The organism is Hyphomicrobium sp. (assembly GCF_036833075.1).
GTDB lineage: Bacteria > Pseudomonadota > Alphaproteobacteria > Rhizobiales > Hyphomicrobiaceae > Hyphomicrobium_C.
Window position 1 is genome coordinate 1 of sequence record NZ_DAITQL010000078.1, and the last position, 19,825, is coordinate 19,825.

Consider the following 19,825-nt stretch of genomic DNA (forward strand, 5'->3'; position numbering starts at 1 on the left):
GCGTCGAAGATCTGCGCGCCGCAATAGGACTGGTAGGTCGAGATGCCCATCTTGGCCATGACCTTGAGCAGCGCCTTGCCGATGGCCTTGATGTACTTCTTCCTGACGTCCTCGGGCGAAAGCTCGGCGCCGAGCTCCGGCGTCATCATCGCCAGCGTGTCGAACGCGAGATAGGGGTTGATCGCCTCCGCGCCGTAGCCTGCGAGCGTGCAGAACTGATGGATCTCGTGGGCCTCCCCCGTCTCCACGACGAGGCCCACCGACGTGCGCAGGCCCTGGCGGATCAGGTGATGGTGCACGGCCGAGGTCGCGAGCAGCGACGGGATCGGAACCCGGTCCGGCCCCGTGCGGCGGTCGGAGAGGATGATGATGTTGTAGCCGCCCGAGCGCACGGCCTCCTCGGCCTCCGCGCAGACCACGTCGACCGCCGGCGCCATGCCGGACGGGCCCTTGTCGACCGGATAGGTGATGTCGATCGTGACCGAGGCGAAGTGGTTGTCCTTGACCTCGCCGATCTGTCGGATGCGCTCGAGATCCTCGTTGGCGAGGATCGGCTGGTGCACCTCGAGCCGCTTCACGCGTGACGTTCCCTCGAGGTTGAGGATGTTCGGGCGCGGCCCGATGAACGACACGAGGCTCATGACCAGCTCCTCGCGGATCGAGTCGATGGGCGGGTTCGTCACCTGCGCGAAGTTCTGCTTGAAGTAGGTGTGGAGCAGCTTGGGCTTGTTCGAGAGCGCCGAGATCGGCGCGTCGTTGCCCATGGAGCCGATCGCCTCCTCACCCCTGGCGCCCATCGGCGCCATGAGCAGCTTGAGGCTCTCCTGCGAATAGCCGAATGCCTGCTGCAGATCGAGGAGCGCGATGTTGCTGCGCCGCGCCTCGGCCTTCTGCGTCGAGAGCGGCAGGTCGGAGACGAGGATCTGTGTGCGCTTCACCCAGCTCGCGTAGGGGTGCCTGGCCGCGAGCTCGGCCTTGAGCTCCTCGTCCGAGATGATGCGCCCTTCCTCGAGGTCGATGAGCAGCATCTTGCCCGGCTGCAGCCGCCACTTCTTGACGATGGTCTCCTCGGGCACGCTGATCACGCCGGCTTCCGAGCTCATGATGACCATGTCGTCCTTGGTCACGATGTAGCGCGCGGGCCGGAGCCCGTTGCGGTCGAGCGTGGCGCCGATCTGGCGGCCGTCGGTGAAGGCCATCGCGGCCGGGCCGTCCCACGGCTCCATGAGGCAGGCGTGGTACTCGTAGAAGGCGCGCCGCTTGGCGTCCATCTGCGGGTTGCCGGCCCACGCCTCGGGGATCAGCATCATGGCGGCGTGCGCCAGGCTGTAGCCGCCCATGGTCAGGAACTCGAGCGCGTTGTCGAAGCAGGCGGTGTCCGACTGCCCCTCGTAGGAGATCGGCCACAGCTTCTCGATGTCGGCGCCGAACAGCGGCGAGGAGACGGACGCTTGGCGTGCGGCCATCCAGTTCACGTTGCCGCGCAGCGTGTTGATCTCGCCGTTGTGCGCCACCATGCGATAGGGGTGCGCGAGCTTCCACGACGGGAAGGTATTGGTGGAGAAGCGCTGGTGCACGAGCGCCATCGCCGAGATGACGCGCGGATCCTTGAGATCCTTGTAATAGACGCCGACCTGATAGGAGAGGAACATCCCCTTGTAGACGACGGTCCGGCACGACAGGCTCACTGTGTAGTGGCCGATGTCGCGCCCCTTGTAGGCGTTATGGATCGCGTTCGAGACGACCTTGCGCACGAGGTAGAGGCGGCGCTCGAACGTGTCCTCGTCCATGCCCTTGGGGCGTGCGATGAAAATCTGCCGGTGCGCCGGCTCCGTCGCCCGCACCAGCTCCGAAAGGCACGTGTTGTCGACCGGCACCGTGCGCCAGCCGATGAGCGCCAGTCCCTCCTCGCGCAGGATGCGTTCCCACACGCTCCGGCAGTGCGCGTCGAGCCGCTCGTCCTGGGGCATGAAGAGCTGGCAGACCGCGTAATGCTGCGCCTCGGGCAGCTTCATGCCGAGCTTGGCGCACTCGTCCTTGAAGAACGCATGCGGGATCTGGATCAGCATGCCCGCCCCGTCGCCGGCGAGCGGATCCGCGCCGACCGCGCCGCGGTGCTCGAGATTGCAGAGCATGCTGAGCGCGCTCTCGATCACGCGATGCGATTTCTCGCCCTTGAGGTTGGCGATGAAGCCGACGCCGCACGCATCGCGCTCGAGCGAAGGATCGAAGAGGCCTTGCGCTTCGGGACGCTCATAGCTGCCATGAAATGGCGTATCGTTGGTCATGGACGTGTCCTCGGGGTCAGGGCGGCACGACATCGCAATGTCGGCATCGTCGGTCGGCATCGCTAGGCGGCCCGCAGCCGCCAATCCGCTTCGCGATGATTTTTTTCGATCGTTTCTCGATCGTTTTTGGCCCAGCCGGACTCTATCGGCTGAAGGCAGAGGCGCGCACAAGGCGAGCCACCCCGCCGTCCGGGGGGCATCCGCTCACCAGAAGAGACAACCTCGCGACCACCGCAATCTCCCGCCCACGCCGCGCTCGGCGTGGTCAAGTCCATATAAAGGTCAGCAATGCTGTCCTTTCATGCATATGTTGCAGATTTCACCCTGCAACACAAGCCTCATTGACGCCGGCGGAGGCACTCTGCACGAAAAAAAGCGGCGGCATCGCTGCCGCCGCTTTCGTTGGGAGCCTGGGCGGGCGGGTCAGGCCGCCTGCTCGATCTGCTTGGGATCGGCCCCGGTGCCGATAGGGATCGACCGCGGGCGCATGCGCTCGGGGAGGTTGCGCACCAGGTCGATGTTGAGCAGGCCGTCCTTGAGCTCGGCGCCCTTCACCTCGACGTGGTCAGCAAGCTGGAAGCGGCGCTCGAAGCTGCGGGCAGCGATGCCGCGGTGCAGGAAGCGCTTCGCATCGCCGTCGCTCTCGTCGGCCTTCTTCTCGCCGCGGACGGTGAGCGCGCTCTCCTTGACGTCCACCTTGATCTCGTTGGTCGAGAAACCCGCCACCGCCATGGTGATGCGGTACTCGTTATCGCCGAGACGCTCGATGTTGTAGGGCGGGTAGGGCGCGTCCAGATCGCCCGACACGCTGTCGAGAAGCTGTGCCAAGCGGTCGAAGCCGACGGTCGAACGGTAGAGGGGGGTAAAATCGAAATGTCGCATGACGTAAGTCCTCCTGAGTGAAGCGACTATCCGCGATCCGCCCTGGTCGGGGCCGGATCTGTTGGGAAAGCGCACCCGCAAAGGGCGTGCGCAACAGTCCATTTAGGAGGCCCTGAGCCGCCTTCAAGGGGCTGCCGGTCCGGTGGACGGGCCGGCGTGAAAAGCCTTCATCTGGCGTTCATGTGTCGCGTCCGATCATCGGGACCGATCGTGATGCGGCCACCGAACGGCCCGGAAGAACCTGCAAAAAGCGACTGCGCATCGAAGTCGGGAGCTGAGCCATGCGAGCGTCACTCACCCTGGGATGCCTGATGTCGGCCTGCATCGCCGCGGCCGCGCTGCCGCGTCCTGCGGCCGCCGCCGATCCGGACGAGGGCTATGGCGTGGAGCCCTACATCGAGGTGCCTTACGACGACGGCGTCGAAGGTGGCAGCGCCGACGGCTACGGCGGCCATGACGGCTACGACGACGAGCGCGCCCCGCCACCGGGAGACCGTTTCGGCGCGGCCCCGCCCGATCGCCTCCGCGGCGCCTACCCCGGCCGCGGCGACGAGGCCGGTCGCTGGGACGGCGTCCCCGCCTCGCGCTCCGGCTCGGTCAAGGACGGCTATCCCGTGCCCATGCCGGCCCCGCGCGCGAGCGCCCCGCCGCCGCGCCATGTCGAGCGCCCGCCCGTGCGGATCGGCCGCCACGTCTGCCTCGACCATTGGCAGATCCGGCGGCGGCTGCGCTGGGAGGGCTGGACCGGCGTTCGTCCCTTGGGCGGAGGTGGCGGCATCGTCCGCATGCGCGCTGGCCGTTTCGATTCGAGCAGCATCTTCGACCTGCGCGTCGACCGCTGCTCGGGCGAGGTGCTGGCTGCCTGGCCACGCGCCCGGCATTTCGCCCATCGCGATTGGCGCCGCGATCGCCGCGGCTGGTGACGGGGAGAGGCGCTTGCTATCCTCGCGCGCCGGGTGATTTGCGCGTCCCGGCCTGATGCGGGGTTGGAAGCATGAAGCTTGTAGCGCTGGCCAAGAACCCGGTGCCCGGTGGCGCGGTTCCCGGCGAGCTCAGGACGCGCGATGGCGTGCGTCTCAGGTTCGTGCGTTGGGATGCGACGCGCGGGCCGCGCCGGGGCACGGTCTGCCTGTTCGGCGGACGCGGCGAGTTCGTGGAGAAGTATTTCGAGGTTGTGGCGGACTTGCGCCGCCGCGGCTTTGCGGTCGCCACCATCGACTGGCGCGGACAGGGCGGCTCGTCTCGCCTGTTGGCGAACCCCCGCAAGGGCCACGTCGGCGCCTTCAGCGAGTACGATGGCGATCTCGCCCTTTTCATGAAGGAGGTCGTGCTGCCGGATTGTCCGCCGCCGTTCCTGGCGCTCGGTCATTCGATGGGCGCCAATGTTCTTTTGCGCAACGCGGCGCGGCCGGGATCGTGGTTCGAGCGCATGATCCTCGTCTCGCCGATGATCTCGCTCGCGGATCAGCGCGTCGGCTACCCGCAGTCCCTCGTGCGCGCATACGCCGAAATCGGCTGTCTGCTCGGGTTCGGACGCAGCTACATCAAGGGCGGCTCCGATGCGATCGTCGAGCAGGGTCCGTTCGACGGCAATCTCCTCACCTCCGACCGCGAGCGCTGGTTCCGCAACAAGGCCGTGCTCGATGCCGAGCCCGCGTTGGGCCTCGGCTCGCCGACCGTCGGCTGGCTTCGCGCGGCCTATCGCTCGATGGCACTCGTGTCGTCCGACGGCTTCGCCGCGTCCGTGCGGGTGCCGATGATGGTCTTCGTGGCAGGCAAGGACGAGATCGTCTCCGCGCGCGCCGGCGAGGACTTCGCCGTGGGCCTCAAGGTCGGCACGCATGTGCTGCTGCCCTCCGCGCGCCACGAGATCCTGCAGGAGGCAGATCCGATCCGGCTGCGCTTCTGGGCCGCCTTCGACGCCTATCTGGGCCTCGGCGAAGCCGCCGCCTGAATGACGAGCCCGGTGCGTCGCGGAGAAGTGTCCGATTTTGGGTGCATGCCCGGATCGCAGCCGTCCATGCGGAGCATGGCTCCGCGTCCATGCGGAGTATGGCTCTGCGTCCATGCGGAGCATGGCTCTGCGTCCATGCGGAGCATGGCTCTGCGTCCATGCGGAGCATGGCTCCGCAATGATGCCGGTATGACGGAGGAGGGCAGGCAGCCGGTTTCACACACACGACATCACACCGGCGAAGGAGGGGGCCGGTGCCCAGACACGCCTGAAAAATGACACGCCTGAAAAATGCCGCGCTGAATTTCAGCGGTTGAGCAGCTTCAGCACCTTGTCGTGCAGAGCCGGGTCGCCTGAGGCGACGATGCGCCCGCCGTCCGTCGCCGGGCGCCCGTCCCAGGTCGTCACGCGCCCGCCCGCACGCTCGACGAGCGGAATAAGCGCCACCACGTCGTAGCTCTTGAGACCCGCTTCGATCACGAGGTCGACGAACCCGGCCGCCAGCAGGCAATAAGCATAGCAGTCCCCGCCGTAGCGGGTCATGCGGGCCGCCTGCCTGACGCGCCCGAACGCGTCCGTCTCGGCGCCCGCCTCGAACAGGTCGGGGCTCGTCGTCATGATCAGCGCGTCGGCGATGCGGGCGCAGGGGCGGGTGCGCATCCGCCGGGCCTTGCCGCCGGCCTCGCGGCGGAAAGACGCTTTTACGTCCGACCAGAACCGCTCGCCCGTGAACGGCTGGTCCATGAGCCCGAGCACGGGTGTGCCCTCGTGCAGGAGGCCGATCAGCGTGCCCCACATCGGCGTGCCGGTGATGAACGAGCGCGTGCCGTCGATAGGGTCGATGACCCACTGCAAAGGCGCGTCCGGGCGCTGGGAGCCGTATTCCTCTCCGATGACGCCATGCTCGGGCGCGCGGCTGCGAATGAGGCGTACGATCGCGCGTTCCGCCCCTTTGTCGGCCTTGGTTACGGGGTCGAAGGCCGCGGCGCCCGCCTTGTTGGCAACCTCGATCGGACGCCGGAAGTGCGGCCGGATGATTTCCCCCGATCGATCCGCGAGGTCATGTGCCAGCGTGAGAAGATCTTTGAAAGCAGAGCCGGTCGGGAAACTCACGATTGTTATCCGTGGTTTAAGTTAAGCCTAGAGCGGCTGAGCCGTCGAGGAGGGTCGGATTCTGCATCGTACGCATGACTGGAGTGGAAGACAGCGGTCCGCGCCGTTGTGTTGCGTGTGCGCACCATATTCACTGCAAACATCGAAATAAAGGGGACCTCAAGTTGCCGCTCCCCGCGAACAGGCGCATACAAATTCTTGCGGTTTCGGGGAACACGTCTTCGCCGCCGCAGCCCAATACGGGCGTTTCCTCCCTAGACTTGGGCCGTTCGCTCGCTCGGACGGCCTTTTTTAGCGCCCCTGCGGACTGCGGGGCGCCTTGTGCTGGGCGCGCTGCGGCGGATGAGCTGCTGTTCCGGCGCGTAATGGCAGCTCTGCAGTTTTTGCACTTTCCTTTCTGGCATCCCCGTTCGATATTTTGCAGTGCGGTATCGCTCGGCTTTGCCGGGTGTGCCGCAGCCCTCCTTGGGCGTTTCCTCCCTAGACTTGGGCCGTCCGTACCTGGACGGCCCCTTTTTTTGCGCTCGTCGGCTTGCGACGCTTTAGCGCATGAAAACAAACAAAAATCGCGCCGCTGCTGCCGGCGTCTCAAGAGCCCAATCGTCAGCATTACCGATCGGTACTGTGGCCCGGTGCACGCAGGTAGCGCATTGCAACATTATTTGATGGGGCGGGGCTTGCAGTTTGCGGCGCTGCAGCATAGGTTAATGGACGTGATCCCCACGGGATCACAGCCCTCCTTGGGCGTTTCCTCCCTAGACTTGGGCCGTCCCCACCGGACGGCCCCTTTTTTTTGCCTAGCTCGTCCGCGCCCATCCTAACGATCCGCCGGCGCCCTTTATTCCGCCGCGGCGCGCTGCTCGAGGATCGCCGGGATCGCCTGGAACATCGTCGTCGCCAGGCGCGTGAGGTCTGTCTTGAGACGGGCGAAGCCCGGTCCGCGGGTGAAGCGGGCCTCGTCGAGATAGAGCGCGCGATTGATCTCCATCTGGATGGCGTGCACGCCGCGATAAGGCCGTCCGTAGTGCTCGGTGATGTAGCCGCCGGCATAAGGCCGGTTGAGGTGGACCTCGTAGCCCTCGGCGGCGAGCGCCTCCTTCAGGAACCGCGTGAGCTTCACATCGCACGCCGCGCCGAAGCGGTCGCCGAGCACGAAGTCCGGCCGCGGGCCGCTGCTCTGCGTCATCTGCGCCGACGGCATCGAATGGCAGTCGATCAGGATGCAATAGCCGAACTGCGCCTTGGTCTCGGCGATGAGTGCTTCGAGTGCAGCATGAAACGGAAAGTACAACTGATCGATGCGCGCCAGCGCCTCGCACACGCTGAGGCGCGCGCCGTAGATCTCCTCGCCGTCGGCAACGATGCGCGCGATCGTGCCGAGGCCGCCGACCACGCGGACCGACTGGCTGTTGGCGTAGTCGGGGAGCGGATCTGCGAACAGCTCGGGATCGAGCTCGTAGGGCTCCCGGTTGACGTCGAGATAGGCCCGGGGAAAACACGCGGCGATCATCGGCACGCCGATGGCCGCCGCGCTCTGGAACAGGTCGTCGACGAAGCAGTCCTCGCTTTTCCGAAGCGTCTGCGGGTCGAGCCGGGATTGTGCCAGGAAGCCCTTCGGATAGACGCGCCCGGAATGCGGCGAGCACAGGACGAACGGTGCGCTTTGGCTGTCCGGCGCCAGGATGGCGAACGGCGGATCGAACTCTGCGCTGATGGTGTGGGGCTGCTGCGCGGTCATTTGGTCCTGGTCTGCCACGAACACTTGGTACGCCGTTGCGTGTGCGCAAGGGCGCGCGCGCCGAGTGTGCCAATCTCGACCGCCGCTGTCCACGGCCGCGGCTTGCCATTTCCCCCTCCCCGCGCGGAGAAAATGGGCTAGTCTGGCGATGCCGCACTCTGGCCCGCCTCTTGCTGGCTCTGTGGCAGGGCCAGGGACGAGGCGGCGAGGGTTTCACGCTACGTTTACCAGACTCGCGTCAGATCTATGGGCCCATCGGGCTATCACCGACAGTTGAGCAATTCGGGTAGTAAATCCCATGACCGCCAAGCCTTCCCGAGCCCCCGTGGGCCGTATTTTGCTGGCCGAGGACGACGATTCCATGCGCGGGTTTCTCGAGCGCGCCTTGGGGAAGGCGGGCTATGAGGTGATGGCCTTCGCGAACGGCGAGGAGGCCTACGAGCGTCTGCGGCAGGAGCCGTTCACGCTGCTGCTCACCGATATCGTCATGCCGCGCATGGACGGCATCGAGCTCGCGCGCCGGGCCGCGGAGATCGATCCCGAGCTCAAGATCATGTTCATCACCGGCTTCGCCGCCGTCATCCTGAACAACGAGACGACGGCCCCCAAGGACGCCCGCGTGCTCTCGAAGCCCTTCCACCTCAAGGATCTGGTCCAGGAGGTGGAGCGCCTGCTCGCGGCGTGATGACGTTGATGACATGAGGGAATTCGGGGGGCTTCCCCGATCGATCGGCCCGCGCCGGCCCCGCCCCTGCGGCCCGTGGCGGATTGTTGGTTTCCTCGCTTGCCACCTCGCGGCAATGCCAGTATACGGGGCGCTCCTGAATGCATTCCGTGGCTCGGATGGGCACTTAGCTCAGCGGTAGAGCACTACCTTGACATGGTAGGGGTCAGAGGTTCGATCCCTCTAGTGCCCACCATCCGCCCGTCGTGCCTCAAATTTGTTTGGTCGAGACCGATGAAAGTAAGAAACTCGCTCAAGTCCCTGCGCGCGCGCCATCGCGACAATCAGCTCGTCCGGCGCAAGGGCCGCGTTTACGTGATCAACAAGACCCTGCGCAAGTTCAAGGCGCGTCAGGGCTGATCGCCTGCGCGCCCGGCGTGCTTCCGATATCAAGGGTGCCCCCGATATCAGGCGGGCCCTGATAGGGAGCGGGCAGAGCTATTCAACGAGCAGAGCACATCCGCCCGGCGCTCTCGAAGTGCGCGGGCGGTTTTGCGTGCGCGCCCTTTGACGCTGCCGCAGCAGCCTCCTATCTTGAGGCGATGATGAGACCCAAGCATCCGAGCCGCATGCGGAGCGTGCCGTTGCTGGCGGCGATCGCTTTCGCCGTCGTGCCGCAAGCCGCTGCGATGGCTGACGAGGCGCCGCACGCGGGCGATCGGTCGCGTATGCCGCCGTCTGCGGACAAGACTGGACCTGACAAGACTGGGCCTGAGAAGGGCGGCGGACCGCCAGCCCCGACGACGCCCGAGCAGAGCGCGAAGCTGCTGGACGAGCTTTACGCGCGCCTCGCGACGGCGCCCGACCAGGCGACGGCAGACCAGATCGCGCAGGCGATCGAGCAGCTCTGGCTGCATTCGGGCAGCCCGACCGCGGATCTCCTGGTCGCGCGCGCGAGTGTAGCGGCCGAGGCGCAGAACCGCGGTCTGGCGATGAAGCTCCTCAACGCGGCCGTCGAACTCCAGCCGGATTACGCCGAAGCCTGGAACCGCCGCGCGTACGTCTACTATCTCGACAACGACTACAAGCGCGCCCTCGGCGACCTGCGCCGTGTGCTGGCGCTCGAGCCGCGCCACTACAAGGCGCTCGAGGGCCTCGGCAACCTGCTCTTGCAGCTCGGCGAGAAGAAAGCCGCGCTCGAAGCCTACGAGAGTGCGCTCAAGGTCAACCCGAACCTGCCCGGCGCCAGATCGTCCCGCGATGAGCTCAAGATCCAGGTCGAGGGCCAGGGCATCTGACGCCCTTTAGGTGTCGGATCGCATTCACGCCCCGTCACCTTCCCGGATAAGCCGAAGCGTAGCGCCCTGTCGCAAACGTCCTTTGCGCCTCCGGCTGCTCTGATCAGCCGGTTTCCGCTTAGGGCGCGATCTTGGACGGCGGGCGCCGGTCGACTGGCACCTTGCCGCCCGTCGGGACGTAATCCGGGCTGTGCCCATCCGGAAGCCCGTGCTCGTCGACGAACGCGAGACGGATCATGTTGGTCGCGCCGGGCGAGCCGAGCGGCACGCCGCACGTGATCACCACGCCCTGGCCGGGTTTCACGAAGCCGCCCTCATGCGCGATGCGCGTCGCCTTGCGCACCATGTCCGCAAGGTCTTCCGGATCGCCCGTCAGCACCGTTTCGATGCCCCAGACGAGCGCGAGGCGTTGCGCCGTGCGCGCGATGGGCGTGAGGCCGATGACGGGCAGGTTGGGCCGCTCGCGGGCAACCCGGAGCGCGGTCGATCCCGTCGCCGTGTAGCAGAGGATCGCCGCCACCTTGACGGTGCCCGAGATCGCATGCGCAGCCGCTGCGATGGCATCCGCGCCCGTCGGCAGCGGCGGAAACTCGATCGCGTGCACGAAGGCGTCGTAGCTCGGATCGTTCTCGACCTCGTGCGCGATGCGGTCCATCATCTGGATCGTCTCGACCGGGTACTGCCCGACGGCCGATTCCCCCGAGAGCATGATCGCATCCGTGCCGTCGAACACGGCGGTGGCGACGTCGGACACCTCGGCCCGCGTCGGCATCGGCGACGACGTCATGCTTTCGAGCATCTGCGTCGCGATCACGATCGGCTTGCCGGCCGCCCGCGCCTTGCGCGTGATCGTCTTCTGTAACCCCGGCACACGCTCGACGGGCATCTCGACGCCGAGGTCGCCGCGCGCCACCATGAAACCGTCGCCGGCCGCGATAATGTCGTCGATGTCGTCGATCGCCGAAGGCTTCTCGATCTTGGCGAGCACCGCCGCGCGTCCGTCGATGATGGCCTTCGCCTCGATGATGTCCTCGGCGCGCTGCACGAACGACAGCGCGATCCAGTCCGCGCCGAGTTTCAGCGCGAGGTCAAGATCGGCGCGATCCTTTTTCGTCAAGGGACCGATTGCGAGCAGCGTGTCCGGCATGCTGAGCCCCTTGCGGCTCGACAGGATGCCGCCGGTCACGACTTCGGCCGAGATGCTCCTGGGACCGACCTCGGTCACGCGCATGCTGAGCTTTCCGTCGTCGATCAGGAGCGCATGTCCCGGCTTGATGGCATCGAAGATCGCGGGATGGGGCAGGCTGACGCGCTGGGAGGTGCCGGGCGCGCCGGTCTGGTCGAAGCGGAAGTGCTCGCCCGCCTTGACCAGGGCACGTCCGTCGACGAACTCGCCGAGCCGGAATTTTGGGCCCTGCAGGTCGCACAGCACGCCGATCGAGCAGCGATGCTTCGCGCTGATGTCGCGCACGGTGCGAACCAGCGCGTGCGCGGTGTCCGGGCTCGAATGGCTCATGTTGATGCGGAAGACGTCGGCCCCCGCAAGGAACAGGCGCTCGATGACCTCGGGCGTCGACGACGCGGGTCCGAGCGTCGCAACGATCTTGACCCGCCGATTGCGTCTCATTGGCCGCCTGCCTCTTTCTTCTCGTCTTTATCGTCGGGATCGGTGAGGCGAACCGTCCACTCTTGAGCCTCTCCGGTGTCGACTTCAAAAAAGCCCGTGCGCTTATATCCGCGTTTCGGGCAATCCTGAACCCCCCGGATGGCGAACGATTTGTCGGCGGTGCACATGAAATTCGAGCCCGCCCATTCCCCGCCGCGATCGTAGTCCACGGCGTGGACGTAGATAAACCGGCTTGGCACGGGACCTTTCAAGAGCGTTTCGCACGACTGCGACGCGATGTTCCACCAGCCTTCCGTCGCCCAGCCGTCGGGGTCCTGATAGCCGATCGAGACCCCGACGCGGCTCTGCGTGGTGTTGCAGAACTTGAGGTCGGCGAGCGCCGCCTGCGGCACCGTCGCCAGGATCGGCAGCACCGTGAGCGACAGGGCTCTGAATTTTGCAGTCATGGCTCCACGGGAATATGGATGGCTCGACGCGGCCGCGCCTTGCTGGGAGGGCGAAACGTTGGCAATGAAAGCGGCAGCTTTGAGGTTCGGTGGGCTTGCGACGGAGCCGCGTGGCAGAGCGTGCCCCCAGGCGCGCGGCGCCATTGAAGGCCGGGACGCGCCCGTGCGCAACCCCGCATTTCGAGAGGACGGCCCCGGGACGATCCTCGAGCGCGGGGTGTGCGGGAGGTGCGGGAGACGAGATGTCGATGCGACCTGAGACAGCGGTGGATCCCCGCCTTGCCGTCACGGGCCTCTCCGCGGAGGCGTTCGTGCGCGTGCCGGGCTCTCTTGGGCCGGGTGTGATCCTTCTCTGCGATCATGCCGACAACGCGCTGCCGGAGAGCTACGGCGCGCTGGGTCTGCCGCCCGCCGAGCTTGCGCGCCACATCGCCTACGACATCGGAGCCAAGGGTGTGACGGAACGCTTGGCGGCCCGTCTCGGCGCGCCGGCGGTGCTGACGCGCTTCTCGCGCCTGCTCATCGATTGCAATCGCGGCGAGGACGATCCGACGCTCATCATGCGTCTCTCGGATGGCGCCGTCGTGCCCGGCAACAGGACGCTCGAGGCCGGAGAGCGTGCTCACCGCATCGCGCGTTATTATCACCCGTATCATGCGGCCGTCGCCGACGTCATCGATGGCGCGCTGGCGGCGGGCGTCAGTCCGGTTCTCGTGTCCGTGCACAGCTTCACCCCGTGCTGGCGCGGCCGTCCGCGCCCCTGGCACGCCGGCATTCTCTGGGACAGGGATCCGCGCCTTGCGCGTCCGTTGCTCGCCCATCTCCGCGCCGACCCTACGTTCGTCGTCGGCGACAACGAGCCTTACCGGGGCGCGCTCAAGGGCGATTGCCTGTGGCGTCACGGCACGTCGCGGGGCCTCGCCCATGCGCTCGTCGAGATCCGTCAGGATCTGATTGCGTTCGAGGCGGGAGAGAAGGACTGGGCCGACCGGCTCGCGGACGCGATCTCCGGCAGTCTTGCAGCACCCGGCGCCGATGCCGACCTGAGGGCCGTCCGCTTCTACGGATCCCATAGCGACTGAGAGAAAACCGCGGCGCGATTCTCGCGGGAGCAGTTGAGCGCAAAGCCGATACAACAAGACGGTCCGCGGGGGACGGTCCCGTCCACAGAAAATATTCCCTCTGGATGAGGCAGTGCCTCGCCTTGCCGCTGCCCCGCCGGGGTCCTAGCCTTTGAACTCAAGCGATGTGCGTCGACCGACTGCGGCCGGCGGGGAAAAGTGGGGGTAGACATGACGACGCTTCAAGCCTCGGCGCAGAAGCAGCTTCGCCAGATGATCGAGAGCATCGAGCGCCTCGAGGAGGAGAAGAAGGCGCTCGCGGGGGACATTCGCGACAAGTATCTCGAGGCCAAGGGCCTCGGCTTCGACGTCAAGATCCTGCGCCAGATCGTGCGTCTCCGGAAGAAGAGCCAGACCGAGCGTCAGGAGGAGGAGAGCATCCTCGAAGTCTATATGCACGCGCTCGGCATGCTCGATGGCGCCATGTCGGAGAGCGCCGAGGCGGCAGCCGATCGCATGATCGCGGCGGAATAGGGCCGCCGGCCTCGCGGATGAAATACCCGCAGGCGCTCTGGAATTCAGGCAGATCAGAGCGGGAAATAAAAACGTCCCAGGCCGCTTCGGCGCACGGCCCGGGACGCTGACGACGAGATGAAACCGAAGCTTCACCTGCCGTATTCGGGAAACTTCTGCAAACGCCCGTTTTCGATCACGATCGTTTGTACGCCGCAAACGTAGACCGCAGCCTGGATCAGGGCTAATCGTTATTTGTTTCCTTCCTGATCAGGTCCCCTTATGGTTCAGGTTACCCTCAAGCAGATCCGCTATTTCGACGCGTTGGCCCGGGAGCTTCACTTCGGCCGGGCCGCCGATTCCTGCGCCGTGACGCAGCCGGCGCTTTCGATGCAAATCCACGAGATGGAGCAGAACCTGGGGCTCGCGCTCGTCGAGCGCACGCGCTCGGGCGTTCAGCTCACCGTCAAGGGCCAGGAGATTGCCAGCCGTTGCGCGCGGATCCTGGGCGATGTCCGCGATCTCATCGCCTATGCGCAGCACGCCAACAGCGTGCTCGCCGGCGCGCTGCGTCTCGGCGTCATCCCCTCGGTCGCGCCGTACCTGCTGCCGCCGCTGCTGCCGCATCTGCGCGAGGCGTATCCGGAGCTCGAGCTGCACGTGCGCGAGACGCAGACGCAGGTGCTGATCGGCGAGCTGCTCGAGGGCAAGCTCGACGTGCTGCTGCTGGCGCTTCCGGTCAAGCACCCGGACCTCGTCAATCGCGCACTCTTCGAGGACAAGTTTCTCCTGGCGCTGCCCAAGGACCGCAAGCTCTCCGGCCGCGTGCGCGCCACCAAGGAGCTGATCGAGCACGAGCGGCTGCTGCTGCTGGAGGAAGGGCACTGCCTGCGCGATCAGGCGCTGACCTATTGCAATCTGCAGCAGGTCGACGCCGTCAACACCTTCGGCGCATCGAGCCTCGCCACGATCGTCGAGATGGTGTCGGCGAGCTTTGGCATCACACTGCTGCCCGAGATGGCGGTCGGCGTCGAAGGGCGCGGCCGCGACATCACGCTCGTGCGCTTCGTCGAGCCGGAGCCGTTCCGCACCATCGGACTCGTGTGGCGGTCGACATCGCCGCGCACGCCGGATTTCGACGAGTTCGGCCGTCTCGTGAAGAAGGCGTGGATGGAAGGCCCCATGGCCGCCCTGCGAACGCGCGCCAGGAAGTCGCTCACCGCGGCTGGGTCGTAACCGCGCGTGAGAGAAGCTGCGGGCGGGACGTATCCGCGGGAGCCTCCGCCGACCTGGCGCCCGCGTCCGGCATGTCCTGCAGGTGAACCGCCCTGCCGCTGAACGCCTGCGCCCATGCCATGGCCGTCTGAAGCTGGCCGGCGCCGAACCGCAGGGGCAGCACGGTGCCCTCGTCGTCGAGCATGTCGATCGCTTGCGCCGCATCGGGATGAACCAGGCTCGCCAGCGCGGGATCGTCGAACGACGGCGTCTCGGTGAGCAGCGGCGCCAGCGCGAACGGGCGGTAGGAGAGTTCGTCCGGATGGTCCTCGTCGTACTCGGGCGCCGTCGTCCAGCCGCTGCGCCAGTCGGGCGACCCCTCATCCCCGAACGGATGTGCGGTCGCGGTCGCGGGCTGCGTCCGGCTGAACGGCCAATCCGGCGCCATCGAGGCGGCCTTCATCGGCGTCGCGCCGGTCGTCAGCGATGCGGGCTTGGGCGGAGCGGGAAGCGGGGCTGCGGCATCGAGAGATGCGAGCTTGACCAGCATATCGAGGCGCGAGCGGTCACCATCCGGCAATCTGTCGACGAGCTGTGTGGGCCGGTCGGCGAGCTTGGGGGCGCCGACGAGCCGCGGCGCGCTCTCGGAAACGGCGCGCGTCGGAGCGGGGGCGGCAGGCGGCCCATCGGACGACAGCACGACGAGCGATGCCTTCGCGGCGGGCGCCGGCGGCACCGGTGCGCCGACCGCCATACGGCGCTCGGGAGCCATGTCCCGGGGGCGCAGGGCCGGCGCGGGCTTGGGCGGCGCGGGCAGGCGCTCGGCCGCCGGTGTGGTCGTCGCCTCGGCCACCTGGATCGCCGTCTTCGGCGTCTGGCGCAGCGCGTAGAACTGCGCGACCTCGCGGGCGAGGTCCTTGCGCCGCTCGCGCGCGGCCCTCACATCCGCGGGCGTGATCGGCCGGCCGTCGGCGGGCTCGTGCTTGGAGTGACCGGACGGGAATAGCAGTGCGAGCTCGTCGCGCACCATGCGCGGCCAGTGCCGCACGCGCGCCGTGTCCACATGCACGAACGGGATGCCGGAGGTCGGATAGTAGCCGACGCCGCCGCGCTCGCGGATCATGGCCGAATAGCGCAGTTGCTTGACCGGGATGTCGGGGAACGCGATGTCGACGGCCTTGCCGGTGATATGCTGGCTCTGGCTCGCCTGTCCGCCGCGCGTCTTGCGCAGCATCTCGTTCGTGCCGCGCGAGCGATAGCCGCAGATGATGCTGACCGGCTGCTGCGAGCCGAGCTCGCGGTGCATCTCCCAGATGATGTCGATCGTGTTGGGATCAATGGCGACGGCTTTGTTCTGCCGCCAGTCGCGCATGATCCAGTTGATCTTCTCGAGCGCGTCGGGAAGGAAGCGGCCATTCTTCTTGTACTGGATCGTCAGCCGTTCCTGGGTGTGGATGTGATAGAAGGCGATCGTGCGGTCGTCGCCGGCCCGCGCGGACACGGCCTGCGTGACGGCGGCCACGAGTGCGGCAGCGCCGAGGCTCAGGAACCGGCAGGTGACGTATCCCGCCCTGACGCGCAACGATGATCCCCCATGGGTTCGGCCAATGTTAACGAATACCCCCCCGCTCGTTAACGGTTCGTAACCTTGGAATGCGGCCAACAAGAGGGCCCGCCCGCGGCATAAAAGCGGCAAATCGCATGGTCTGGGTACCGAGCCGGCCCGCGCATCACGCATGCGCATGCCCCTCGACGCCCCCCCGCACCCTACTGCCGCCCACGCCCTGCCTGCTGCCCGTTGCCTCCCCGCACCTAATTCACTCTCGGCTCCAGCCCATACTCCTGCATCTTCCGGTAGAGCGTCGAGCGGCCGATCTTGAGGCGCTTGGCGACCTCCGTCATGTGGCCGCGGTAGCGTCCGAGCGCGAGGCGGATCATATCGGCCTCGATGTCCTCGAGCGCGCGGATCTCGCCGCTCTCGGTGACGGCCGGGATGCCGAGGGCGGACCCGCCGGCGCTCGGGCGAACCTCGACCGTCTGCGGGATGACGTCCTCGGCGCCGATCAGCGCCGGGCCGGTGTAGGCCGGCGGCTTCTGCAGACCGAGCGGCGCGGGCGGGATCTCCGCTTCGAAGCCGTCGACGTGGCTTGCGATCTGCGGGAACTCCGCGACCGAAAGCTCCGATCCGTCGGCGAGCACCACGGCGCGGAAGATGGCGTTCTCGAGCTGGCGCACGTTGCCCGGCCAGTCGTAGGTCGTGAGTAGGCGCATGGCCTCGTCCGTGAAGCCGGAGACGCGCTTGCCTTCCTCGGCGCTGAAACGGGTGAGGAAATGCCGGGCAAGCTCCGGAACATCCTCCCGGCGCTCGCGCAGCGGCGGCACCCAGACCGGGAACACGTTGAGGCGGTAATAGAGGTCCTCGCGGAAACGGCCTTCCTTGACGAGCTGGATCATGTCGCGGTTGGTTGCCGACACGAGGCGGAAGTTGACCTTGACGGACTTCTTGGCGCCCACCGGATCGATCTCGCCCTCCTGCAGCGCGCGCAGCAGCTTGACTTGCGCTTCGAGCGGCAATTCCCCAATCTCGTCGAGGAACAGCGTGCCGCCGTCCGCTTCCTGGAACTTGCCGATGCGCCGGTCGACGGCGCCGGTGAACGCGCCCTTCTCGTGGCCGAAGAGCGTGCTCTCGACCAGGTTCTCGGGAATGGCGCCGCAGTTGACGGTGACGAACGGACGGCCCGCCCGCTCGCTCTCGCCCTGGATGGCGCGCGCGATCAGCTCCTTGCCGACGCCGCTCTCGCCTTCGATGAGGACCGGGATGTTGGAGGCGGCAGCCCGCTTGCCGAGCGCGACCACGCGCTGCATGCCGTTGCCGCGGACGATGAGGTCGTCGAAGGTCAGCGTGCCTTCGGTCTTTTTCTTGATGCGCAGGATCTCGTCCGAAAGCGCCTCGATCTTCATGGCGCTCTTCATGGAGACCTCGAGCCGCTCGGGCGAGGCCGGCTTGATGACGAAATCCACGGCGCCGAGCTTGATGGCGTTGATCGCCGCGTCGACGGAGCCGTTGGCGGTCAGCACGATGATGGGAGGCGACGGCTTGCCCTTGAGGCTGTCGAGAACGGCCATGCCGCCGATGCCGGGCATGACGAGATCGAGGAGCACGAGCGAGACCGCGGTGCGCTCAGGCCCCTCGAGCACCTCGAGCGCCTGCTCGCCGGACACGACCGAGCGGGTTTCGAAGCCGAAACGTTTGACGGTTTCTTCGAGGATGCGCCGCTGGGCGGGATCGTCGTCGACGATGAGAATACGCTTTGCCATTGAGCACTCGTACACAACACGAACTGGAACAGGGCCGGTCTCTGGCGCGCGTGTCTTGCGATGGAACGCGCGGGGCCGACCGGCAACTCGACGAAGGTCAGACTGCCCCACAAAGGGTAAACAAGCCCTTGCGAATAAGCTCACCTTGATCCTTTTTTGATCTGAAGGCGCGACGATCCGGCCTCGGATGGCCTGCGAAGCAAGGCCCTCAGCGCGCCTCTTGCCGCTTGAACTCGGCGGCGCGAGCCCGCAGATTAAGGCTTCATTTCCCCGATCACCGGAGCTCTCGATGACGCCGACCCTGCGCGCCCCTCGTGTTTCTGACCTCGTCCACACGGCAAGCCAGAGCGGCGGAGCGCATACCGCGCCCGATCTGGGGCGCGTTCCCGAGTGGGACCTGTCCGACCTCTACACGGGCACCGACGATCCCGCGGTCGCCCGCGATCTCGACCGCGCGGCCGCGGAAGCCACGCGGATCAAGGAGACCTATCAGGGCAGGCTCGTTGGCCTCGCCGCGGACGGCGCAGCGCTCGCCGAGGCCGTCGCCGCCTACGAGCGGCTCGCAGATCTCATGGGCAAGCTCGGCTCCTACGCCGGCCTTCTTTACGCGGCGAACCAGACCGATCCCGCGCGCGCGAAATTCTACGGCGATATCTCGGAGAAGCTGACGCGTATATCGAGCGATCTCATCTTCGTCGAACTCGAGCTCAACCAGATCGATGAGGCAGCGCTCGCGGCCTCCTTCGCCGATCCGACGCTCGCCCGCTTCAGGCCCTGGCTCGAGGACCTTCGCAAGGAGAAGCCCTATCAGCTCGATGAGAAGATCGAGCAGCTCTTCACCGAGAAGGGGCAGACGGGGCGCGGCGCGTTCAGCCGCCTCTTCAGCGAGACCATGAGCGGCCTGCGCTTCGGCGTCGAGGGCTCGGCTCAGCCCTTGACCCTCGAGGCGACGCTGAACCTCCTGTCGGACCCCGCCGAGCCGCGCCGCCACGCCGCGGCCGACGCGCTGGCCAAGGTCTTCAAGGACAACGTCCGCCTCTTCACCCTGATCACCAATACGCTCGCCAAGGACAAGGAGATCTCCGACCGCTGGCGCGGCTTCAAGGACGTGGCCGACAGCCGCCATCTCGCCAACCGCGTCGAGGCCCCCGTCGTCGACGCGCTCGTCGCCAGCGTGCGCGCCGCCTACCCGCGCCTCTCGCACCGCTACTACGCCATGAAGGCGCGCTGGCTCGGCATGGAGAAGCTCTCGCATTGGGACCGCAACGCGCCGCTTCCCGACAAGCCGGAGCAGGTCTTCACCTGGCCCGAGGCCGAGGCGATCGTGCTCAAGGCTTACGGGGCCTTCGCGCCCGACATGGCGAGCGTCGCAAAAGAGTTCTTCGACAAGCGCTGGATCGACGCGCCGCTGCGCGAAGGCAAGGCCCAGGGCGCATTTTCCGCGGCGACCGTTCCCTCCGTCCATCCGTACGTGCTGATGAACTATCAGGGCAAGCCGCGGGACGTGATGACGCTCGCCCACGAGCTGGGGCACGGCGTGCATCAGATGCTGGCGCGCGACCAGGGGCCGTTGCTCGCGCCGACCCCGCTGACGCTCGCCGAGACCGCCTCCGTGTTCGGCGAGATGCTGACCTTCCGTGCGCTCCTCGCCGAGACGAAGAGCCCGCGCGAGAAGAAGGCGATGATCGCCGGCAAGGTGGAGGACATG

17 protein-coding genes and 1 tRNA gene are annotated in these 19,825 nt (G+C 66.8%); 10 read left to right on the forward strand and 8 right to left on the reverse strand.

The window, feature by feature from the left end; translation table 11 throughout:
* A partial coding sequence (locus V7082_RS17610) for a glutamate synthase central domain-containing protein (protein ID WP_334150646.1) occupies positions 1 to 2,288 on the reverse strand: 2,288 nt, incomplete at its 3' end.
* A 423-nt stretch (positions 2,289 to 2,711) separates the two neighbouring features.
* Entirely contained in the window at positions 2,712 to 3,170 is a 459-nt protein-coding gene (locus V7082_RS17615) for an Hsp20 family protein (protein ID WP_334150647.1), read from the reverse strand.
* 281 nt (positions 3,171 to 3,451) lie between these two features.
* On the opposite strand from V7082_RS17615, the gene V7082_RS17620 reads away from it, so the two are divergent.
* Both V7082_RS17620 and V7082_RS17625 read left to right on the forward strand, forming a co-directional pair.
* Positions 3,452 to 4,093 carry a hypothetical protein gene (locus tag V7082_RS17620; protein ID WP_334150649.1) on the forward strand — a complete coding sequence of 214 codons (642 nt, stop codon included), beginning with the start codon at positions 3,452 to 3,454 and terminating at the stop codon, positions 4,091 to 4,093.
* A gap of 71 nt (positions 4,094 to 4,164) precedes the next feature.
* On the forward strand, positions 4,165 to 5,124 hold the full coding sequence (locus V7082_RS17625) for an alpha/beta hydrolase (RefSeq protein ID WP_334150650.1): 960 nt from the start codon (positions 4,165 to 4,167) through the stop codon (positions 5,122 to 5,124).
* Positions 5,125 to 5,430: 306 nt separating this feature from the next.
* Here V7082_RS17625 and hisN read toward each other — a convergent pair whose 3' ends face one another.
* Together hisN and V7082_RS17635 are read right to left on the reverse strand one after the other, a co-directional pair.
* Complete coding sequence (gene hisN, locus V7082_RS17630) at positions 5,431 to 6,237, reverse strand: histidinol-phosphatase (protein WP_334150652.1); 807 nt, start codon at positions 6,235 to 6,237, stop codon at positions 5,431 to 5,433.
* An 838-nt stretch (positions 6,238 to 7,075) separates the two neighbouring features.
* Complete coding sequence (locus V7082_RS17635; protein WP_334150654.1) at positions 7,076 to 7,975, reverse strand: N-formylglutamate amidohydrolase; 900 nt, start codon at positions 7,973 to 7,975, stop codon at positions 7,076 to 7,078.
* A 325-nt stretch (positions 7,976 to 8,300) separates the two neighbouring features.
* Between V7082_RS17635 and cpdR the strand changes: the two genes are divergently transcribed.
* The 4 genes from cpdR to V7082_RS17655 all read left to right on the forward strand — a co-directional run bounded on the left by cpdR (position 8,301) and on the right by V7082_RS17655 (position 9,937).
* Positions 8,301 to 8,660 carry a cell cycle two-component system response regulator CpdR gene (gene cpdR, locus V7082_RS17640; RefSeq protein WP_334150668.1) on the forward strand — a complete coding sequence of 120 codons (360 nt, stop codon included), beginning with the start codon at positions 8,301 to 8,303 and terminating at the stop codon, positions 8,658 to 8,660.
* 160 nt (positions 8,661 to 8,820) lie between these two features.
* Positions 8,821 to 8,895, forward strand: a tRNA-Val gene (locus tag V7082_RS17645).
* Positions 8,896 to 8,933: 38 nt separating this feature from the next.
* A complete protein-coding gene (gene ykgO, locus V7082_RS17650) occupies positions 8,934 to 9,059 on the forward strand; it encodes a type B 50S ribosomal protein L36 (protein WP_334150655.1) in 126 nt (41 codons plus the stop codon).
* 185 nt (positions 9,060 to 9,244) lie between these two features.
* A complete protein-coding gene (locus tag V7082_RS17655; RefSeq protein ID WP_334150657.1) occupies positions 9,245 to 9,937 on the forward strand; it encodes a tetratricopeptide repeat protein in 693 nt (230 codons plus the stop codon).
* A gap of 118 nt (positions 9,938 to 10,055) precedes the next feature.
* On the opposite strand, the gene pyk is transcribed toward V7082_RS17655, so the two are convergent.
* Together pyk and V7082_RS17665 are read right to left on the reverse strand one after the other, a co-directional pair.
* Entirely contained in the window at positions 10,056 to 11,564 is a 1,509-nt protein-coding gene (gene pyk / locus V7082_RS17660; protein ID WP_334150659.1) for a pyruvate kinase, read from the reverse strand.
* A complete protein-coding gene (locus V7082_RS17665; RefSeq protein WP_334150660.1) occupies positions 11,561 to 12,010 on the reverse strand; it encodes a DUF1036 domain-containing protein in 450 nt (149 codons plus the stop codon). The genes pyk and V7082_RS17665 overlap by 4 nt, the downstream gene beginning before the upstream one ends.
* Positions 12,011 to 12,258: 248 nt before the next feature.
* Between V7082_RS17665 and V7082_RS17670 the strand changes: the two genes are divergently transcribed.
* From V7082_RS17670 to V7082_RS17680, 3 genes are all read left to right on the forward strand, one after another.
* Positions 12,259 to 13,092, forward strand: a complete 834-nt coding sequence (locus tag V7082_RS17670; RefSeq protein WP_334150670.1) for an N-formylglutamate amidohydrolase — start codon at positions 12,259 to 12,261, stop codon at positions 13,090 to 13,092.
* A gap of 210 nt (positions 13,093 to 13,302) precedes the next feature.
* A complete protein-coding gene (locus V7082_RS17675) occupies positions 13,303 to 13,605 on the forward strand; it encodes a DUF2312 domain-containing protein (RefSeq protein ID WP_334150661.1) in 303 nt (100 codons plus the stop codon).
* A 261-nt stretch (positions 13,606 to 13,866) separates the two neighbouring features.
* Positions 13,867 to 14,820, forward strand: a complete 954-nt coding sequence (locus V7082_RS17680) for a hydrogen peroxide-inducible genes activator (protein ID WP_334150663.1) — start codon at positions 13,867 to 13,869, stop codon at positions 14,818 to 14,820.
* Here the strand turns inward: V7082_RS17680 and V7082_RS17685 are convergent.
* On the reverse strand, positions 14,801 to 16,381 hold the full coding sequence (locus tag V7082_RS17685) for a DUF882 domain-containing protein (RefSeq protein ID WP_334150664.1): 1,581 nt from the start codon (positions 16,379 to 16,381) through the stop codon (positions 14,801 to 14,803). The two genes, V7082_RS17680 and V7082_RS17685, sit on opposite strands and share 20 nt — an antisense overlap.
* A gap of 230 nt (positions 16,382 to 16,611) precedes the next feature.
* Positions 16,612 to 18,117 carry a sigma-54-dependent transcriptional regulator gene (locus tag V7082_RS17690; RefSeq protein WP_334150665.1) on the reverse strand — a complete coding sequence of 502 codons (1,506 nt, stop codon included), beginning with the start codon at positions 18,115 to 18,117 and terminating at the stop codon, positions 16,612 to 16,614.
* A 289-nt stretch (positions 18,118 to 18,406) separates the two neighbouring features.
* Here V7082_RS17690 and V7082_RS17695 point away from each other — a divergent pair.
* The coding region (locus V7082_RS17695; RefSeq protein WP_334150667.1) for a M3 family oligoendopeptidase at positions 18,407 to 19,825 on the forward strand (1,419 nt) is incomplete at its 3' end.